The sequence below is a fragment of the Sphaerotilus sp. genome (assembly GCF_031429695.1).
In the GTDB taxonomy this organism is placed as follows: Bacteria; Pseudomonadota; Gammaproteobacteria; order Burkholderiales; family Burkholderiaceae_C; genus Sphaerotilus.
On sequence record NZ_JANPAB010000030.1, the window covers coordinates 40991 to 59915 of the forward strand.

At 68.7% G+C, this 18925-nt stretch carries 17 protein-coding genes; 7 read left to right on the top strand and 10 right to left on the bottom strand.

All coding sequences use genetic code 11. The features are described from left to right. The first annotated feature begins 27 nt into the window (after window positions 1-27). On the top strand, window positions 28-912 hold the full coding sequence (otnI, locus tag RMP06_RS05835; RefSeq protein ID WP_310460833.1) for a 2-oxo-tetronate isomerase: 885 nt from the start codon (window positions 28-30) through the stop codon (window positions 910-912). Here otnI and RMP06_RS05840 read toward each other — a convergent pair. Next, entirely contained in the window at window positions 825-1424 is a 600-nt protein-coding gene (locus RMP06_RS05840; RefSeq protein ID WP_310460834.1) for an FMN-dependent NADH-azoreductase, read from the bottom strand. The genes otnI and RMP06_RS05840 overlap by 88 nt on opposite strands. 91 nt (window positions 1425-1515) lie before the next feature. Here RMP06_RS05840 and RMP06_RS05845 point away from each other — a divergent pair, with 91 nt between their 5' ends. After that, window positions 1516-2478, top strand: a complete 963-nt coding sequence (locus RMP06_RS05845; protein WP_310460835.1) for a LysR family transcriptional regulator — start codon at window positions 1516-1518, stop codon at window positions 2476-2478. Here RMP06_RS05845 and RMP06_RS05850 read toward each other — a convergent pair. Further along, window positions 2471-2959: a CreA family protein gene (locus RMP06_RS05850; protein WP_310460836.1), complete on the bottom strand. Its 489-nt coding sequence runs from the start codon at window positions 2957-2959 to the stop codon at window positions 2471-2473. The genes RMP06_RS05845 and RMP06_RS05850 overlap by 8 nt on opposite strands. Window positions 2960-2991: 32 nt before the next feature. Between RMP06_RS05850 and RMP06_RS05855 the strand changes: the two genes are divergently transcribed. Continuing rightward, window positions 2992-3963: a hydroxymethylglutaryl-CoA lyase gene (locus tag RMP06_RS05855; RefSeq protein WP_310460887.1), complete on the top strand. Its 972-nt coding sequence runs from the start codon at window positions 2992-2994 to the stop codon at window positions 3961-3963. On the opposite strand, the gene RMP06_RS05860 is transcribed toward RMP06_RS05855, so the two are convergent. Genes RMP06_RS05860 through RMP06_RS05875 form a run of 4 tightly spaced genes read right to left on the bottom strand, consistent with a single transcriptional unit; the run spans window position 3964 to window position 9470 of the window. Next, on the bottom strand, window positions 3964-5961 hold the full coding sequence (locus RMP06_RS05860; protein ID WP_310460837.1) for a S9 family peptidase: 1998 nt from the start codon (window positions 5959-5961) through the stop codon (window positions 3964-3966). Window positions 5962-5980: 19 nt separating this feature from the next. Beyond that, window positions 5981-6865 carry an S-formylglutathione hydrolase gene (gene fghA, locus RMP06_RS05865; protein WP_310460838.1) on the bottom strand — a complete coding sequence of 295 codons (885 nt, stop codon included), beginning with the start codon at window positions 6863-6865 and terminating at the stop codon, window positions 5981-5983. Between the two features lie 2 nt (window positions 6866-6867). Next, complete coding sequence (locus RMP06_RS05870) at window positions 6868-7986, bottom strand: S-(hydroxymethyl)glutathione dehydrogenase/class III alcohol dehydrogenase (protein ID WP_310460839.1); 1119 nt, start codon at window positions 7984-7986, stop codon at window positions 6868-6870. A 59-nt stretch (window positions 7987-8045) separates the two neighbouring features. Then, complete coding sequence (locus RMP06_RS05875; protein ID WP_310460840.1) at window positions 8046-9470, bottom strand: hypothetical protein; 1425 nt, start codon at window positions 9468-9470, stop codon at window positions 8046-8048. 88 nt (window positions 9471-9558) lie between these two features. Between RMP06_RS05875 and RMP06_RS05880 the strand changes: the two genes are divergently transcribed. Then, window positions 9559-10320, top strand: a complete 762-nt coding sequence (locus tag RMP06_RS05880; protein ID WP_310460841.1) for an SDR family oxidoreductase — start codon at window positions 9559-9561, stop codon at window positions 10318-10320. Between the two features lie 222 nt (window positions 10321-10542). On the opposite strand, the gene RMP06_RS05885 is transcribed toward RMP06_RS05880, so the two are convergent. The 3 genes from RMP06_RS05885 to RMP06_RS05895 all read right to left on the bottom strand — a co-directional run bounded on the left by RMP06_RS05885 (window position 10543) and on the right by RMP06_RS05895 (window position 13338). Then, window positions 10543-11613, bottom strand: coding sequence for a zinc-binding metallopeptidase family protein (locus tag RMP06_RS05885; protein ID WP_310460842.1), 1071 nt, complete (start codon window positions 11611-11613; stop codon window positions 10543-10545). A 4-nt stretch (window positions 11614-11617) separates the two neighbouring features. Continuing rightward, window positions 11618-11782, bottom strand: a complete 165-nt coding sequence (locus RMP06_RS05890; protein ID WP_310460843.1) for a DUF1328 domain-containing protein — start codon at window positions 11780-11782, stop codon at window positions 11618-11620. 173 nt (window positions 11783-11955) lie between these two features. Continuing rightward, a complete protein-coding gene (locus RMP06_RS05895; protein WP_310460844.1) occupies window positions 11956-13338 on the bottom strand; it encodes a CHASE3 domain-containing protein in 1383 nt (460 codons plus the stop codon). A gap of 211 nt (window positions 13339-13549) precedes the next feature. On the opposite strand from RMP06_RS05895, the gene RMP06_RS05900 reads away from it, so the two are divergent. Next, window positions 13550-13696: a hypothetical protein gene (locus RMP06_RS05900; RefSeq protein WP_310460845.1), complete on the top strand. Its 147-nt coding sequence runs from the start codon at window positions 13550-13552 to the stop codon at window positions 13694-13696. A 34-nt stretch (window positions 13697-13730) separates the two neighbouring features. Here the strand turns inward: RMP06_RS05900 and RMP06_RS05905 are convergent, their stop codons facing one another. Further along, window positions 13731-15656 (bottom strand): B12-binding domain-containing radical SAM protein, encoded by a 1926-nt coding sequence (locus RMP06_RS05905; RefSeq protein ID WP_310460846.1) that lies wholly within the window; start codon window positions 15654-15656, stop codon window positions 13731-13733. Window positions 15657-15810: 154 nt separating this feature from the next. Between RMP06_RS05905 and RMP06_RS05910 the strand changes: the two genes are divergently transcribed. Together RMP06_RS05910 and RMP06_RS05915 are read left to right on the top strand one after the other, a co-directional pair. Further along, the gene (locus RMP06_RS05910) at window positions 15811-16821 is read left to right on the top strand and encodes a patatin-like phospholipase family protein (protein ID WP_310460847.1); all 1011 of its coding nucleotides are present in this window, start codon (window positions 15811-15813) and stop codon (window positions 16819-16821) included. After that, window positions 16814-18922 carry a hypothetical protein gene (locus RMP06_RS05915; RefSeq protein ID WP_310460848.1) on the top strand — a complete coding sequence of 703 codons (2109 nt, stop codon included), beginning with the start codon at window positions 16814-16816 and terminating at the stop codon, window positions 18920-18922. Before RMP06_RS05910 ends, RMP06_RS05915 begins: the two co-directional genes overlap by 8 nt. Window positions 18923-18925 lie beyond the last annotated feature (3 nt).

An 18925-nucleotide genomic window follows, 5' to 3' on the forward strand; every position in this document is an offset into this window, starting at 1 on the left:
ACGCTTGACGCGAGAACCCACCCTGCCATGCCCCGCTTCGCCGCCAACCTGTCGATGCTCTACAACGAGCACGCCTTCCTCGACCGCTTCGCCGCCGCCGCTGCGGATGGCTTCGAGGCCGTCGAATACCTGTTCCCCTATGCCTTCGAGGCGGCCGACATCGCCCAACGGCTGGCCGACCACGGATTGCAACAGGTGCTGTTCAACGCGCCGCCGGGTGACTGGGACGCGGGCGAGCGGGGCATTGCCTGCCTGCCGGGGCGCGAGGCCGAGTTCCGCGACGGGTTCGAGCGGGCGCTGGTCTACGCCGACGCACTCGACTGCCCGCGCATCCACGTCATGGCTGGGCTTGCGCCGCAAGGCGTGGAGCGTGCGCAACTGCAGGCGATCTACGAAGGCAACCTCGCCTGGGCCGCCGGGCAAGCCGCCGCCGCGGGACGGGCGGTGCTGATCGAGCCGATCAATTCACGCGACATGCCCGGCTACTTCCTGAACCGCCAGGACGAGGCGCACCGCATCGTGCAGGCGATCGGCGCCGCGAACCTGCAGGTGCAGTTCGACCTCTACCACTGCCAGATCGTCGAAGGCGACGTGGCGATGAAGCTGCGCCAGTCCCTGCCCACCGGGCGCGTCGGGCACCTGCAGATCGCCAGCGTGCCGATGCGCCATGAGCCGGACCTCGGCGAGCTGAACTACCCGTACCTGTTCGGCGTGATCGACGAGGTGTCGGCGGCCTGCGGCTGGCAGGGCTGGGTGGGCTGCGAGTACCGACCCGCCCGCGGTGCGGTGGCGGGCGGCACGTCGGACGGGCTGGGCTGGCTGAATCAGGCCAGCGCGGCGTTCAGGTCGGCTTCTGCCTCGGCGAAACCCTTGGCGACAGCATCGGCGCCCATTGCCAGACCTTCCGCGTAGATGAAACGCACGTCGGTCAGGCCCAGAAAGCCCAGCACGCTCTTCAGGTACGGCACCTGCGAGTCGTTCGGCGTATCGCGGTAGAGGCCGCCGCGGGCCAGTGCGACATACACCGTCTTGCCCTTGAGCAGGCCTTCCGGGCCGGTGGCGGTGTAGCGGAAGGTCACGCCGGCCCGGGCGATGGCGTCGATCCAGCTCTTGAGCTGCACCGGCACGCCGAAGTTGTACATCGGCACACCCAGCACGATGGTGTCATGGGCCTGGATCTCGGCGATCAGTACATCGTCGAGCGCGACGCGGGCGGCCTGCTCCGGGCTGCGGGCATCGGCCGGGGTGAACAGCGCGCCCAGTGCGGCCTCGTCCAGCAGCGGATGCGGCGTCACGGCGAGGTCACGCAGCGTCAGGGTCGCGCCGGGATTGGCGGCTTGCAGGCGGGCGGTGACCTGATTGGCCACGCGGGTCGAATTCGCGCCGTCGCGGCGGGCACTGGCGTTGATCTGGAGGATGTTCATGGCGGTGTCCACAGTTTGGAGGAGATGACTGCACTTTAAGCGTCACCAATCTGCGGTGGAATCCGCCTGAATGGATATGATTGTTCCAATCATGGAACAATCCAAGCTCTCCACGGACGCCGCAATCGACCCAAACGACCTGCTCATCTTCGCCCGCGTGGCCGAGCTGGGCAGCTTCAGCCGCGCCGCCGACCAGCTCGGTTTGCCCAAATCGACCGTCTCGCGCCGGCTGGCCGGGCTGGAACAGCGGGTCGGCGAGCGCCTGCTGCTGCGCACGACACGGCGCCAGACCCTCACCGAGTTCGGCACGCAACTGCTGGAACACGCCCAGCAGGTGGCGGCCGAGGTGGCGGCCGTCACAGCCCTGAGTGCCCACCGGCAGGCCGAGCCGAGCGGCCGGCTGCGCGTGTCGATGCCGAGCGATTTTGCCAACCTGCTGCTGGTCGATGCGCTGGCGGCGTTTGTCGCTCGGCACCCGGCGATCTCGCTGGAGCTGGACCTCTCGCCGCGGCGGGTCGATCTGCTGGGCGAGGGCTTCGATCTGGTAGTGCGGATCGGCGACCTGCCCGATGACGGGCTGCTGGTGGCGCGCCGGCTGGCGGTGTTCCCCTCCGGCCTGTATGCCGCGCCAAGTTATCTGGCTGAACGGGCGGAGCCGATGGAGCCGGCCGATCTGGCCGCGCACCAGGCCGTGCGCAACCAGGGCAGCAACGGCGAGCCGGCTCCCTGGACGCTGATGCGCGACACGCAACGCTGGCAAGGTGTGCCGCCCGGCCGGGTCGGCGCCAATTCGCCCGAGCTGCTGATCCGGCTGGCACGCGCTGGTGCCGGCATCGCTGCAGTGCCGGACTATTTTGCGCAATCCGATGTACGCCAGGGGCGGCTGCAGCGTGTGCTGCCGGCGTGGTGCCTGCCAAGTCCGACGGCGTGGGTGGTGTTTCCGGGCCGGCGGTTGATGCCCGCCAAGACGCGGGTGTTCATCGACATGCTGCTGGCCGCGCTCGGCGGCGCGGATCAGCCGCCTGCGTCACCGCCCGCATCGCCGCTTACTTGACCGGAATCGGCTTGCCGACCGGCACCGCGGTGATGCTGTTCTTGGGCGAACCGTCGAGCAGCTTTTCCGAGTAGGTCATGTAGACCAGCGACTGCCGCTTCGCATCGACCACGCGCACGATGCGCAGCCGCTTGAACAGGATCGACAGCCGCTCGCTGAACACCTCGTCCTGCTGCGGCAGCGGCTGCTTGATGCGGATCTCACCGACCTGGCGGCAGGCGATGGAGGCATCCGACTTGTCGGTGGCGAGTCCGACAGCGCCGGTGATGCCGCCCGTCTTGGCCCGCGAGACGAAGCAGGTGACGCCCTCGACCAGCGGGTCGTCGTAGGCTTCGATGACGATCTTGTGGTTCGGGCCGATCAGCTTGAAGGCGGTGCTGACTTCGCCGAGGGTTTCAGCATGCGCAGGCAAAGCGAACGTGGCGGCCAGCACCAGCGCGGACAGGGCACCGCGGCCAAGGAAGGAGGTAGGTTTCTGCATGGACCGAGATGATGAACGAAAATCGTGGCGCCATGCACGCCCATCCCAAAGCCCCTGCCCCGCCCGCCGCACCCGCGGTCCTCCCCACCGTCCTCATCAGCGAAGTCGGCCCCCGCGACGGCTTGCAGAGCGTGCAGGCCGTGATGCCGACTGCGTACAAGCTGGCCTGGATCGACGCGCTGCACACCAGCGGTCTGCGCGAGATCGAGGTCGGCTCCTTCGTGCCAGCGCGCGCGCTGCCGCAGATGGCCGATGTCGCCGACGTGGTGCGCCATGCGACCGCCCTGCCCGGCTGGGTCGTGATGGCGCTGGTGCCGAACCTGCGGGGCGCGGAGGCGGCGCTGGCGGCCGGCGTCCACAAGCTGACGATCCCCGTCTCGGCCAGCGAGGCGCATTCGCTCGCCAACGTGCGCCGCAGCCGGGTCGAGATGGTGGCGGTGGTGCGCGAGATCGTGGCGCTGCGGGATGCGGTGGCGCCGGGCGTGCCGATCGAGATCGGCATGTCCACGGCGTTCGGCTGCACGCTCCAGGGCGCCGTGGCGGACGACGAGGTGGTCTGGCTGGCCGAGCAGCTCGCGGCAGCGGGCGTGGACGAGATCGGGCTGTCCGACACGACCGGCATGGCGAACCCGGCCCAGGTGCGGCGGCTGTTCCAGCGGGTGCGCGCTGCGGTCGGCGACAAGACCGGCTCGGCGCATATGCACAACACCCGCGGGCTGGGGCTGGCGAACTGCCTCGCCGCCTACGACGTGGGCGTGCGGACGTTTGATGCGTCGCTCGGCGGGCTGGGCGGCTGTCCCTATGCGCCGGGGGCGTCGGGGAATGTGGTGACCGAGGATCTGGTGTTCATGTTCGAGGCGATGGGCGTGGACACCGGGGTGAACCTCGGGCGGCTGATCGCGGCAAGGGAGGCGCTGAAGGCAGGGCTGCCGGGGGAGGCGCTGTACGGGATGACGCCGGAGGCGGGGCTGCCCAAGGGATTTGCCGGGCGCCGCACCGCCTGATCAGAACGCCCAGGCCGCCAACTCGAAGTAGTCGAATCCCCCGCTGCGCCCACCCAGGCACGCCCCGAGGAAGTCCTCGACCCGCCGCTCTGCCCGCAGCCGCTGCCCCCAGCTCCACGAGCGCGACAGGTGCCCCGCCCCGGACAGCAGCAGGTAGTCCACGGGCTGCTCCCGCGCCTGCATCGCGTTGACCACCATGTCCGACTGGTCCTGCCGCACACGCACGTCGTTGGTGGTCTGGATCACCAGCAGCGGCTTGGTGATCGCCGCCGTGCGGTGGACCGGTGATTTGGCTTTCATCACCTCGCGCTCGGACGGGACCGCCGGATTGCCGACGTAGCGGTGCCAGATCTGCATGTTCGGCTCCCAGTACGGCGGCACGTTCTCCACCAGCGACACCAGGTCCGACACGCCCACCGTGTCGACGCCGCAGGCGAACCGCTCGGGCGTGAACGTCAGCCCCACCAGCGTCGCGTAGCCGCCGTAGCTCGCGCCCATGATCGCCACGCGCTGCGGATCGGCCACGCCCTGCGCCACCGCCCAGTCCACCGCATCGAGCAGGTCATCGTGCATCTTGCCGGCGAACTCGCCGATGGCCGCGAGCTGGTGGCGCCGGCCGTAGCCGGTCGAGCCGCGGTAGTTGACCTGCAGCACCGCGTAGCCCCGGTTGGCGAGGAACTGCGTGCTGCCCAGGCCGTTGTCCCAGTAGTCCCGCGCCCACGGCCCGCCATGGACGTGCAGCACCATCGGCCCCGGCGGACGCCGCTCATGACCGGGCGGCAGCGTGAGGTAGCCATACAGCGGCAGGCCATCGCGCGCCGTGAACTGCACCGGCCGCGTCACGCCGAGCTGTCCGGGGTAGGCGTTGGCGGTGCCCTGCCCCAGCTCGGTCGTGCGGCCCGTGCGGCGGTCGAGCAGCAGGTAACGGCGCTCGGTGTCGGTGTCCGCCAGCACCGTCAGCAGGCGCCCGTCCTGGCTGATGCTGAGCAAGCCCAGCCGGCGCGGACGCTCGGGAAAGAAGCGGTCGAGATCCCGCGCCCACTCGGCATCCAGCGGGTAGATGCGCTGGTGGCCGGGATGGGACAAGGCCGCTAGCGGCTCGCGGGTCTGCGGGAGCAGCCAGACCCAGTCGATGTCCACGTCCGGATCGTCCTGGATCACCCGCTGCTGCCCGGTGCCCACGTCCAGATGCACCAGCGCCCGCCGCTCGCGCCCCTGGTTGGTGACGAGGTAGAAGCCGCGCCGCTGCGCATCCGGCCCGACCACCGTGACGAGGTCATCGGTGTGCCAGCGCAGCACCTCGCGGGCCTCGGCGATATCGGTGAACGAGGCGTGCAGGCTGACCACCTCACCCTGCTTGCGCACGACGCCCACCACCTGCCCCGCCCGGTCGGTCACGACGCCGAGCGCATCGCCGGGATTACGCTGCACCAGCGTTTCCTTGCCCGTCTCGATGTGCAGCCGGTAGAGGTCGAACAGCCGCCGGTCGCGCCGGTTGTGCAGCACCAGCACGTGTTTCGGATCGTCCTCCAGCATCTGGTGCAGATGCACCGCCACGCCCGGAAACGGCGTCAGATCCCGCGCCCGCGGCTCGCTCGCCAGCGTGTCGAGCGCCATGAGGTGGTAGTTCTCGTTGCCACCCTGGTCGCGGCTGAACAGCACATGCCGGCTGTCCTGCGCCCACCGGAAACCCCCCAGGCCCAACGCCACCACGCGGTCCACGCCCGTCGGCTGGCCGTCCGCATCGACCGGGCGGACGAACAGCGCCGGACCGGTGCCGTACACACCGATCCAGCCGAGCTGCCCGCCATCCGGCGAGAGCTGGTAGTCGCCGGCCGAGCGTTTGTTGGCGAAAAAATCGCGGGCAGGGATCAGCGGAGGCAGCGTGTCGCCTTGCAAGGCGGCGTGCTTCGGTGCGACGGCACAGCCGGCTTGCAACACGACCAGCAGCCACGGAAGACACCAGTTCAGCCAACGGGAACGGGCAATGGTCCGCATGAAAACCTTTCAGGTGCTGTCAAGTGGAAGGGGCGCGCAAGGCCCGCGCGTGGTGCGCCACATGGTCATCCACCACGCTGGCGATGAAGTAGTAGCCGTGGTCATACCCCGTGTGCCGCCGCAATGTCAGCGGCTGGCCGACCGACGCACACGCCGCCTCGAACGCATCCGGATGCAACTGCTCGGCCAGGAACTTGTCCGCCAGCCCCTGGTCGATCAGGATGCCTTCGGGGTACGGCGCCCCGTCCTGCCGCGCCATCAGCACGCTGGCGTCGTGGTCGCCCCAGGTCGATTTGTCTTGCCCAAGGTAGCCGGTGAACGCCTTGTGGCCCCACGGGCACTGCGTCGGCGCACAGATCGGCGCGAACGCCGACACGCTCGCGAACCGGCCCGGATGCCGCAGCGCCAGCGTCAGCGCGCCGTGGCCACCCATCGAGTGCCCGGAAATGCCCAGTCGCGTGCCATCCAGCCCGCACTGCGCCACCACCGCCGGGATCAGCTCGCGCAGCAGGTGGCTTTCCATGCGCCAGTGGCCGGCCCACGGGGGCTGCGTGGCGTCCAGGTAGAAACCCGCGCCGACGCCGAAATCCCAGTGGTCCGCTTCACCGATCACGCCGGCGCCTCGCGGGCTGGTGTCGGGCATCAGCAGCGCCAGCCCGTGTGCCGCCGCAGCGCGCTGGGCGCCAGCCTTCATCGTGAAGGTCTCTTCGGTGCAGGTCAGCCCGGCCAGAAAGATCAGCAGCGGCACGGCCTCACCTGCCAGCGCCTGCTTCGGCAGGAACAGCGCGAACCGCATCGGCAGGCCAATCTCCCGCGACGCATGGCGATAGAACCGCTGCACGCCGCCGAAGCAGCCGTGTTCGCTGACGAGTTCCAGCCCGTCTAAAGTGGTCGCGGGCACCATGCTCAGAACTCCACCACGGAGCGGATCGACTCACCGCTCTTCATCAGATCGAAGCCGCGGTTGATGTCCTCCAGCTTCAGCTTGTGGGTGATGAGGTCGTCGATGTTGAGCTTGCCATCCATGTACCAGTCCACGATCTTCGGCACGTCGGTGCGTCCGCGGGCGCCGCCGAACGCCGAGCCTTCCCACTTGCGGCCGGTGACGAGCTGGAACGGCCGGGTCGAGATCTCGGCGCCGGCTTCGGCCACGCCGATGATGATGCTGCGGCCCCAGCCCTTGTGCGTGCATTCGAGCGCCTGCCGCATCACCTTGGTGTTGCCGATGCACTCGAAGCTGTAATCGGCGCCACCGTCGGTGAGCTGCACGATGGCGTCCACGAGGTTGCCGCCCGCCGCCTCGATGTCCTTCGGGTTCAGGAAGTGCGTCATGCCGAACTTGCGGGCCATCGCCTCGCGCGCCGGGTTCAGGTCCACGCCGATGATCTTGTCGGCGCCGACCATCTTCGCGCCCTGGACCACGTTCAGCCCGATGCCGCCCAGCCCGAAGACGACGACGTTCGCCCCCGCCTCGACCTTGGCCGTGAACAGCACCGCGCCCACGCCGGTCGTCACGCCGCAGCCGATGTAGCAGACCTTGTCGAACGGCGCGTCCGGGCGGATCTTGGCCAGTGCGATCTCGGGCACCACGATGTAGTTGCTGAAGGTGGACGTGCCCATGTAGTGCAGGATGGGCTGGCCGTTCAGGCTGAAGCGGCTGGTGGCGTCGGGCATCAAACCCTTGCCCTGCGTGCCCCGGATGAGCTGGCACAGGTTGGTCTTGCGGCTCAGGCAGAACTTGCACTGGCGGCACTCGGGCGTGTAGAGCGGGATGACGTGGTCGTCCTTGCGCAGCGAGGTGACGCCGGGGCCGACATCGACGACCACGCCCGCGCCTTCGTGGCCGAGGATGGCCGGGAACAGCCCTTCCGGATCGGCGCCCGAGAGCGTGTAGTAGTCGGTGTGGCAGATCCCGGTGGCCTTGATCTCGACGAGCACCTCGCCGAACTTCGGCCCTTCGAGGTCCACGGTTTCGATGGTCAGGGGCTGGCCTGCTTGCCAGGCGACGGCGGCGCGGGTTTTCATGGCGGCGGTTCTCCAGGGTGGAAAAGGGATCCGGAGAAGATACATCGCAATTCGGTCCATCACGGCTTGGCCGCGCCTCCTTTGCGAACCGTCCAGCCGCTCGTCTGCATCGTCACCCAGCCACCGGCACGCAGGTTCGCGGGAAGGTCGGTGATCTCGATCTGGGTGCCATCCAGATTGAGCCAGGCCCCGACGTGCAGACCCGGGGGCAGCGCCTGCAGGAGCGTGTCACGCACATCCAGGTTCCCGGCGACGAACAGCCCCGTCGGCAGCGACCGGAACGGCGCCCCGCGCAGGTGGAGCGGGCCATGGATGCGCAGCATCCCCTCGGGCAGCGCACTCACCTGGGTGTGCGAGAGGTCCAGACCACCGCCCACCTGCAAGCCCTGCGGCAACGCTCGAACCTGGGTGCGTGCGATCACCAGCCGGCCGCCGACCACCAGGGCCTCGGGCAACGCCTCGATCAGCGTCCCGCCGAGGCACAAGCTGCCCCCGACGCTGAAACCGGCCGGCAGCGACCGGATCGGCAGACCACTCGCGTCGAGCGAGCCACGCACCACCAGGTCATCGGGCAATGTGTCGATCTGCGTTTTCACGAGACACAGGTCACCTCCCACCACCAGACCCGCCGGCAGCGACCGGATCGGCATGCCCCGCAGGTCCAGGTCCCCGCCCACCGACAGGCCGGCAGGCAAGGCCGTGATCAGGGTCCCTTGAACATGCAGATCTCCTCCGACGCTCAGCCCTGGCGGCAATGCCGCCACCGCCGTGTCGGTCAGATTCAGCGACCCGAACACCTGCAAACCTTCGGGCAATCGGACGACCAAGGTACCGCCAAGATTTAGGCTATCCCGCACCACCAGCCCCTCGGGCAGGTGCTCCACGAGCGTTTCGAGCAGGTCCAGCGAACCTTCGACCACCAGGCCGGCCGGCAGCTCACACATCGGCGTCAACCCCAGATCCAGCAATCCGCCCACCCGCACGCCGGGTGGCAGTCGGCTCACCTTCGTGCCCCGCAGGTCGAGGCGGCCTTCGACCGTCAGATGCTCAGGCAAGGCTTGCAGCGGCGTGTGGGACAGGTCCAGATCACCCCGGATCACCAAGCGCTCGGGCAGGGACTCGATCCGGGACAGGCTCAGGTCGAGATCGCCACCGATGTTCAGTCCTGCCGGCAGCGAACGCAGCCGGGTACCGGTCAGGCAGACCCTGCCGTCCACCTGCAGATCCGCCGGCAAGTCCTCGATCTGCAAGCCGGAGGCCAACAGGTTGCCAGTCACCCGCAGCCGCAACGGCAGGTGGCGAATCGACGAACCGCGCAACTGGAGGTTGCCCCGAACCTCCAGGCCGTCGGGCAGCCACTGGATCGCGCAGTATTCCAGATCCAGCGTGTCCCGGACCAGCCAACCCGTCGCGGTGCGGGTCATCTCGTCGCCCATTTCGAGGATCAAGTCATCCAGATCCTCCGTCATGTCATCCGGTTCCATGGGTACCTCCAGGTCAGGGCTTCGTGTGATCCGACTCTAGCCGGACCCCGGTGCTGCAGCCATCCCGGCCACCCCATAGACTGTCGCCATGAACCTGACTTCCCCCACCACCACCCTCCTCGTCACCGGCGGCAGCCGCGGCATCGGCGCCGCAGTGGCACGGCTGGCCGCCCGACAGGGCCACACCGTCTGCCTGAGCTACCACCAGCAGCGCGAACAGGCCGAGGCGCTCGTCGCGCAGATCCGCGCCGAGGGCGGCCATGCGCTGGCGGTGCAGGCCGATGTCGCGGTCGAGGCGGACGTGCTGCGGCTGTTCGAGCGCCTCGACGCCGAACCCGGGCGGCTGGTCGGGCTGGTCAACAACGCCGGCATGCTGGAGCGGCAGGCGCGCGTGATCGACATGGACGCCGCCCGGCTGCGGCGCGTGTTCGACACCAACGTCGTCGGCAGCTTCCTCTGTGCGCGGGAAGCGGTGCGGCGGATGTCCACGGCGCGGGGTGGCACGGGCGGTGCCATCGTCAACCTGTCCTCGCGGGCCGCCCGGCTGGGGTCACCGGGCGAGTTCGTCGATTACGCGGCGTCCAAGGGCGCCATCGACAGCTTCACCATTGGCCTGGCGCGTGAGGTGGCCGCCGAGGGCATCCGCGTCAACGCGGTCGCCCCGGGGTTGATCGAGACCGAGATCCACGCCAGCAGCGGCGAACCGGGGCGGGTCGAGCGGCTCAAGGCCGGCGTGCCGATGCAGCGTGGCGGGCATCCCGATGAGGTGGCGCGGGCCGTGTTGTGGCTGCTGTCGGCCGAGGCGTCCTACATCACGGGGACGGTGCTGGACGTGTCGGGCGGACGCTGAGGCTCAGGCCGAATTCCCTGCCGCAAGCTGCTCGCCCAGCGCGGTATCGATCCCTTTGGCCGTCACGTAGGCAGGCCGGGTGACCAGCCGGGCCGCGTAGTCCTCGAACTAGGGCCGGTGGGTGTAGAGGACAAGGTCGCACCAGGCATCATCGATGAGCGGCATGGTCAGGCTCCGGTAGAGGTCGGTGGAAATCGATGATAGCCAGACCTCGCCGGTCGCTCAGGAATTGCGCTGCTCCGCGCCCCGCAGCAGCTTGGCGGCGGTGGACATTTTCAGGACCACCTGCGACGGCATGAGGAAGGGGTAGCTGTCCGCCACGCCGATGCTCCGGTTGATGGCGTTCAGGAATTGCGCCACGGGGAGCCACTGGAACAGCAGCAGATCGCTCCAGGACTGGGCGTAGAGCAGGTCCGCGGACGGCTGGGACGTGGCGACCGGACTGGACAGCGACAGTCCCCATGCCTGTGCCGTCTCGACCGCGTCCTGCACCAGCAGCACATGGGCGCAGGTCTCGGCCCAGTCCTCGTGGGGATGCGAGCTGGCGTAGACGCTGATGTGGTGCTGGGCCCAGTCCGCCGGTGGACCGTCCGCGTGGTGACGGGCCAAGGCCTGACCATAGTCGGCCCGCTCGTCACCGAACACCTCGCGAAAGAGGCCGGTCGCTTCGCTGTCGGTCTCGATCCATCGGTACTGCAGGTAGTGGCTGGTTTCGTGGCGCACGTGACCCAGCAGAGTGCGCCAAGGCTCTCCGAAGTCGGACCGGACCGACTCGCGGTGCACGCTGTCGGCCTCGTCCAGGCTCAGGATGATCGTTCCACGGTCGTGACCCGTCATCACCGGCGGCTGGCACGGTTGAGACGCCAGGAAGTGGAAGGCCAGACCGAGACCGTCGCCGGGATCCTTCTTGGGCTCGGGCTTCAACCCGATCCGCAGGAGGCCATAGACCAGGCGGCGCTTGGCCTGCTCGTATTCGGCCCACATCTGGCGGTGACCCGCGACGCTCAGGTCCGGCCGCGTCAAGGTGAGCCGGCAACTCTGGCAGAGCTGTTGCGGATCGTTGTCCGTGACCATCCAGTTGCAGGCGGAATACGCGAGGCGGGTGCGGCAGGGCTGCATCGGCGGGCCAGCGTCCCCCGGAAGCCGCCCCGGTACGTCAGGGACACCTGGCAGATCGAAGGCCATCATCTGCATGCCCACGGGGTCAAACCCCAGGGTGGCACCGCAGTTCAGGCACTCGGTGTTTTCGAAGAAGAGGCTGTGCTGGCACTTCGGGCAGGTGTAAGGGCGCATGAATTCAGCCCTTGCGCATGAGCCCCATCAGGAAGGAAATGGCGGCGAAGACCAGGAACACGAGGAACAGGATCTTGGCGATGCCGGCCGCACCGGCGGCGAGGCCGCCAAAGCCGAGCACGGCGGCGATCAGGGCGATGACCAGGAATACGACGGTGTAGTGCAGCATGGTGACTCCTGTGCGAAGGGGGCCTTGAGGCTCCGGGAGGGGTGAGCGCGGCGTGGTGCGTGGGAGTTGCCGCGGTGGATCCACTTTAGGAGTCCCCCTGTCCGCTGGGAGGCAGACCGCGCCCCGGTGCGGTGTCGGATCGAGAGGGGCGTGGTCGTAGGTACCGTCCTACCCTACCCCTGCGCCATGCGGGGCAGACTCGCCTTCAGCTCGGTGCCTTGCCCGGCGCGGGAGGCAATGTCCAGCCGGCCGTTCTCGGATTCGACACGGAAACGCATGCCGCGCAGTCCGTGACTCCCGACGCGGGTCCGGGCCAGGTCGAAGCCCACGCCGTCGTCCTGCACGCGCACGCACACCCGCCCCGGCTCCGCCTCGTTGCACAATTCCACCTGCACGGTCGTGGCGTGGGCGTACTTGACGATGTTGGTCAGCGCCTCCTGCACCACCCGGTAGACCGTGAGATCGGCGCTGGATGACAGGCTGGCGGGTTCGAACCGGGTCTGGATGTCCAGGCCGGAGCGTTCCTTGACCTCCTCGCACAGGATCTCCAGAGCGGGGATCAGCCCCAGCGTGCTGAGGGTGGAGGGCCGGAGATCCTCGATGATGCGGCGCTTGAGGGCAATGCCGCTGTTGAGCGTGTCCGTCAGATGCGACAGGCAGGGCACCAGATCGGGCAAGGTCTGCTGCAGCTTCGGCCGGATGCGGGCTGCGTCGAGCTTGGCGGTGGTGAGCAGCGCGCCCAGCTCGTCGTGCAGCTCGCGTGCCAGGTGCGCGCGCTCGTCTTCGCGTGCGGTCTGGAGGTGCCGGGCCAGTTCCGTGAGGTCGCCGGTGCGCCGCAGGACTTCCGCTTCGAGCCGGTCACGCTCCTCCACGATCTCGGCTTGCCGCTGGACACGCTGCCGCTCCAGTTCACGCCCCTGCCGCACGAACAACGTCAGCACCAGCAGACTGATGAGCGTCATGGCGGCCACCCCGATCCGGCTCATCCACAGCGTCTCGTAGACGTTCTTCAGCCCGGACGCAATGCGGGCGTTTTCGTGCTGCACCAGTGCATCGGCCGCGACACGGATCTGGTCCATGAGATCCCGGCCGATGCCCGAGCGCACGATGTCCAGCGCCACAGAGGACTTTCCAGCCGCGTGCAGGCGCAACACTTCGTCCATCTCCCCGAACCGGGAGTCCACCAGCCGCGCCAGATCCAGGCGCCTGGCTTCACCCTCGGCATCGTGGAGTGCGGCGTACAGCCGTTTCATCTCCGTCAGTGCCCGCAGGACATCCTCGTGTGCGCGGACATAGGGCGCCATGTACTCGGCACCGCCGACGAGCAGGTACCCCCGCTTGCCCGATTCCGCGTCCGAGATGCGCTGGAGCATCTGCAGGGCCTGGACCCGGACTTGTCCCTTGAGGACGAGCTGGTCGAGTTGCCCGGCGGATTCCCGGTAGGACAGCTCACTGATGCCCAGCATCAGGGTGGCCACCAGCACCGCGGCCGGGACCGGGACCGACAGCCCGAGCAGAAGTGGGCGTTTCAGCACCCCAGAAATGGCATTCCACATGGCCTGCACTATGCCGGATATCACGAAACACCGAAAAATGACCGATGTTCCGCGTGGGCATCACGCACCAGTGCGCCGCTCCGTGTAGGACATGTCTGACAAGTGCGCGCGCGGGTGTCCCATCGCGCCAGACAGAAGGGCTGTCTATATTGACGGCAGGCCCTTCATCCGGACGTCCGGACGTCCGGATGGACCTCTCCAGGAGATCGCCATGTCCTGCCCGCGATGGATTCCCTATGTGCTTGTGGTCGCGATGTCGCTGTTGGTGTCGCTGTACCAGCCGGTGGATGTCCCGCAGCACGCGCCGCACGGCAGCGTCGCGCCGCTGGAATTCATTTCGCTCGGCTTGATCCGCTGAGGATTCCCCGGCTCCGTCAGCGCGGGCCTCAGCGTCAGCCCGCCCGCACCGCCAGCGCCTTCCCGATCCGATTCCGCCCCACCGACGTTTTCGGCACCTTGACCTTGAGATGCCCGAACCACGCCCGCACGTCCTCGTCCAGCCCGATCCCGTGCATGTAGTTGTAGAGCGCCTTCTTCAGCCCCACGCCCAGCGCGTCGTGGTCGGTGCCGGTCGGGTCGATGAAGCCGACATCGTTCTGCGCGAAGGTCACCGGCGGCAGCGGGCGCAGCTTCACGCCGTACTCCGCCGGGTTCAGCCCCACGGGGGAATGCACCGTGCAGGCGAAGCGGTGGAAAAACCCGCTCTGGATGCAGCCGTGTTCGAACAACTGGCGCACGTACTCCAGCGCATCGACCGTGTCCTGCACCGTCTGCGTCGGGAAGCCGTACATCAGGTAGGCGTGGACCAGGATGCCCGCGTCGCTGAAGCCCTTGGTCACCCGCGCCACCTGATCGACCGAGACGCCCTTCTTCATCAGCGTCAGCAGCCGGTCGGACGCGACTTCCAGCCCGCCCGACATCGCGATGCAGCCGCTGTCGGCGAGTTCCTGGCACAGCTCGGGCGTGAAGGTCTTCTCGAAGCGGATGTTGCCCCACCACGAGATCTGCACGTCGCGGCGCTGCAGCTCGGCGGCCAGCGTCTTCAGCGCCTTGGGCGGCGCGGCCTCATCGACAAAGTGGAAGCCGGTCTGGCCGGTTTCGGCGACGATGGCCTCGATGCGGTCCACCAGCGTCTCGGCGGTGGCCGTCTCGTAGCGCGAGATGTAGTCCAGGCTCACGTCGCAGAAGCTGCACTTCTTCCAGTAGCAGCCATGCGCCACCGTCAGCTTGTTCCAGCGCCCGTCACTCCACAGCCGGTTCATCGGGTTGAGCATGTCGAGCAGCGACAGGTACTTGTCCAGCGGCAGGCCGTCCCAGGTCGGCGTACCCACCTCGGAGAACGGCACGTCCGGCTCGACAAAGTTGATGTAGCGCACGAGGCCGGTGTCCGCGTCCCGCACGAAGGTGCGCACGAGGCGTTGCCGTGATCGCTTGCCGTTCAGATGCTCCAGCAGCGCCAGCAGCGGGCGCTCGCCGCTGTCGAGCATCACGTAGTCGATGTGGTCGAACACGCGCGGCTCGGCGAGTTCGCGCAGCTCCGTGTTGACGAAGCCGCCACCCAGGGCCACGACGATCGTCGGATCGACCGCCTTGACCGCCTGCGCAATCCGGAACGCCGCGTACACCGCCCCCGGAAACGGCACCGACAGCAGCACCAGCCGCGGCCGATGCCGCTCGACTGCCGCCTTGGTCAGCTCGGTCAGCACCTCGTCCATCAGATTCGGCGCGGCGGCCAGCGCGGCGGCCAGCGGCTCGAAGGTCGGCTGGCTGGTGGCGAGCGACTCGGCGTAGCGCACGAACTCGAAGCGTGGATCGACCGCGTCGCGCAGCACGTCGGCGAGGTCGTTCAGGTACAGCGTGGCCAGATGGCGCGCCTTGTCCTGCAGGCCGAGCGCGCCGAACGCCCAGGCCAGCGGGTCGCCACCGTCCTCGTCCACATAGACATCCAGCGTGCGGAACCGCGGCCCCTCGGGCAGGAAGGCGCGGCTGTTGATCCGGTGCGCCAGCGTTGCATCGCGGCCTTGGAGGAAGGCGATGACGCGGTCGATGGTCGCCACGTACCGGTCGAACTGCGCCATGAAGCTCTGCACCGGCTCGGTCGGTTGCGTTGGCGGCGCAGCCTCGACGCGCCGCCGGATTTCCAGCAACCCGCCCCGCGACAGCAGCCGCAGCACCAGCGCCAGCGCCAGATCCTCCTGCACCGCGTCCACCCCGCGCGAGCGCAGGAAGCCGGTCAGGTAGGCGGTGGACGGGTACGGGGTGTTGAGCTGGGTCATCGGCGGGATGACAGACAGCACGCGCAAGGGGGTATCGGGCATGGCGCGGCTCGGGGTGCAAGCAGACGACTGGGGGCGTACATTTTGCCAGCCGCGCGCATGTCCTTTGAATGAAGGATGCCTCGCCGCGCGCACCCTTGACTTCATGGCGAGGTACGTCTATGAACCATGTGGTGCGACGACCAAGGAGCGCGACATGGCAATCACCGTGGGCAATGTGCAGAAACGCATCGGGCTGGCCTTGTCCGGCGGCGGATTCCGGGCTGCGGCGTTCCACCTGGGGGTGTTCCGGCAGTTGCAGACCCAGGGGTTGCTCTGGAAGCTGGATCTGCTGACCTGCGTCTCCGGTGGCAGCATCGCCGGCGCCTTCCTGTGCCGGCACTGGGGCGACGACAGCGCGCTCGATCGGCTGGAACAATACCTGCGCAGCGCATCCATCGCGGTGTCGTCTGTCCTTGGCGGGATGTTGGACCCCTTCCATACCCGGCTGGACAAGCTGGCCGACACCTACGACCGCGACCTGTTCGGCGACTGCACGCTGAATGCGCTGTCCGCCGGCCCGCGCCTCTACCTGAACGCGACCAATCTGGCCACCGGCAACCTGTTCTCCTTCGTCACCGGTGGCGGCAAGCCAACCGAGATGGGTGAATGGGAGATGGGTTTCCAGCCCGCCGATGCCTTCCGGCTGAGCCGCGCGGTGGCCGCGTCATCGGCGTTTCCGCCGGTGTTCCCGCCGCTGCGGCTGGACCGGAGCGACTACCCGGCCGACGGCGCCGATTTCATCTGCCTGACCGACGGCGGCGTGTACGACAACCTCGGCGTCAACCCGCTGCTGCGCGACCGCAACGCGCTGGACTATGTGATCGTCAGCGACGGCGGCAAGCCTTTCTCGATCGTCGAGCGGCCCACGGAGACCGGCAGCGCGGTGCTGGTCGAGGCCATCGACATCCTGATGGAGCAGGTGCGCGGTCTGCAATTCAGGCGGCTGGAGCTGGGCATGCACCTCGCGCACGGACCGAAGCCGGTGTGGTTCTCGATCGACAGCGCCATCGGACAGGCGCAGGACGGGGACGCCGCGTTCGCCTCGGCGATCAGCACCAACCTGAAGCGCCTGTCCGCGCCGGAGATGGTGGTGCTGAAGCGGCATGCCGGGGCGCTGCTGATGCACCGCCTGCTGAGCTACACGCCCGAGCTGCTCCATGCCTGACCGGCTCGGCCTCGACGCGCTGGCCCCGCTGCTCGGTCTGGTGGACACGGATCCGGACCCGCAGGTCCGGCGCGTGGCGCTGGCGGTGGCCGCCCGTTTTCCGCTGGATGCGCAGGCCTGCGCCGAACTCGCCACCTACGGGCGCACGGTCGCGCCGTCCCCTGCGGTGCAGTCGCTGGACGCGGGCAGCGTGGCGGCCCGCATTCGCGCCGAGGTCGAGGTGATTCTGGACACACGCGACGTCGACGCCCGGCTGGCCTTGCTGTCCCGCCTCGGCCAGTACGGCGACCAGCTCAGCGGCCGCAAAGCCGGCGCGACACGGGGCATGCACCGCGGCGTGCGGGAGTCCGCGCACGAAGACCCGGGCGGTGCCCTGCCGGAGGAGCGTCGGGTGCAACTGCGCATCGTGCAGCAAGGGCACCGCCGCCGCACCTTCCTCGCCGGGGCGGCCCACGTCATCCGCTGCTGGATCGGCCCACTGGAGGACGACGAGATTGCCGCCAACCAACCCATTCCGGATGTCGCCCTTCCGGCCGAAGGCCTGCGGCTGCAAGCCCAGCTGTACTGGCGCGACGGCCTCGGCAACGAGCACAGCGACAGCCAGTTCCTGCTGCTGCCCGCCGCGCGCGACGCCCGCAGCGGCGACTGCGACCTGCACCTCACGGTACCGGAGGGCGAATCCTTCGTGGCGGCCGACATCGTGTTCCGCTACCGCGGGCGGATCTTCGAGGCGGTGCGGCTCGACGCGGCCGTGCTGGTCGCGGGCGAAACCGAGACGGCGGACCACCAAGTCCGGCTGCGGGTGCAGGCCAGCCGCCGCGAGGTGCTCGACATCGTCAACAGCCCCGCGGTCGACGGGACGCTGGTGCTGGATGCACCGCGATCGCCCTCGGCCGACCCCGGCGCCAGCCTGCTGCTGTTCGACGCCCACGGTGCCCATGCCGTCGACCTGGGTGGTTCGGCGACCGCGCTGCGCTGGCTGAACGACACGCTGCACCTGACCGAGACGGCCGTCGTGCGACGACAAGCCAGGTCGGGCTCGCCGGGCACTGAAGAACTCGACGCCGACGACCCCGACGTCCTCGGCCTGCTGCGCACCTTGGCACGCCACGGCGCCAATCTCTGGAACCAGTTGCGTGACAACGGCTTCCGCGATCCCGGAGAGCGCCTGCAACTGCTCAACCGCACGCGCGACCACGTGCCACTCGAATTTGTCTACGACCGCGGCGTGCCGGCCGAGGACGCACGGCTGTGCGACGGCTGGCGCGAGGCACTGCAGTCGGACACGGCGACCTGTCCGGTGTGCAGCCGCACGCCGTTGACGCAGGACCAGCGCGACAACGTCGCCACCCTGTGTCCATTGGGATTCTGGTCGTTGCAGAAGGTGATCGAGCGCATCGACCCGGACGCGCTCCCTGGGTCAGGGTCAGGCGCATCGGTGCCGACCGCGGCACGACGCAGCCTGCGCCCGATCGACTCGGCGCTGTTCGCCTGCAGCGACAAGGTGCCCGAAGCCGAGCGCACCCGGCTGTGGGAGACGCTCACCCAGTGCGTGCCCCGCGCCGCGCGGGCCGCGGACTGGCCGCAGTGGAAGGCGGCGATGCAGGCAGATCCTGCACTGCTGCTGGTCCTGCCCCACCACGACACCGACCAGGGGCTGGACTACCTGGAGATCGGCGCCGACGGCCTGGCACATGCCCAGGCACGGCTCGGGCGCGAACAGCTCTCGCCCAGCTACATCAACCCCGACGCCACCGAACCCGGCCCGATCGTGTTGATGCTGGGTTGCCAGACAGCCACCGACACCGAGAACCCGACCGGCTACACCGACCTGACCCGCCGGGTGCAGCAGCAGCACGCCGCCATCGTGCTCGGCACGCTGGCCAAGGTGCTCGGCCGCCACGCCGCACCGGTCGCGCAGGAGCTGGTCCGGCAGCTCGCCACGGTGCGCGATGGCGACACCGACTTCGGCACCGTGATGCGCCGGGTGCGCCGCCGCATGCTCGGGCGCGGCTACCTGATGGCCTTGTGCCTTGTCGCGCTGGGCGATGCGCAGTGGCGGCTGGCCCCGCTGCAAGCCGACACCACGCCCGCGCACTGAACC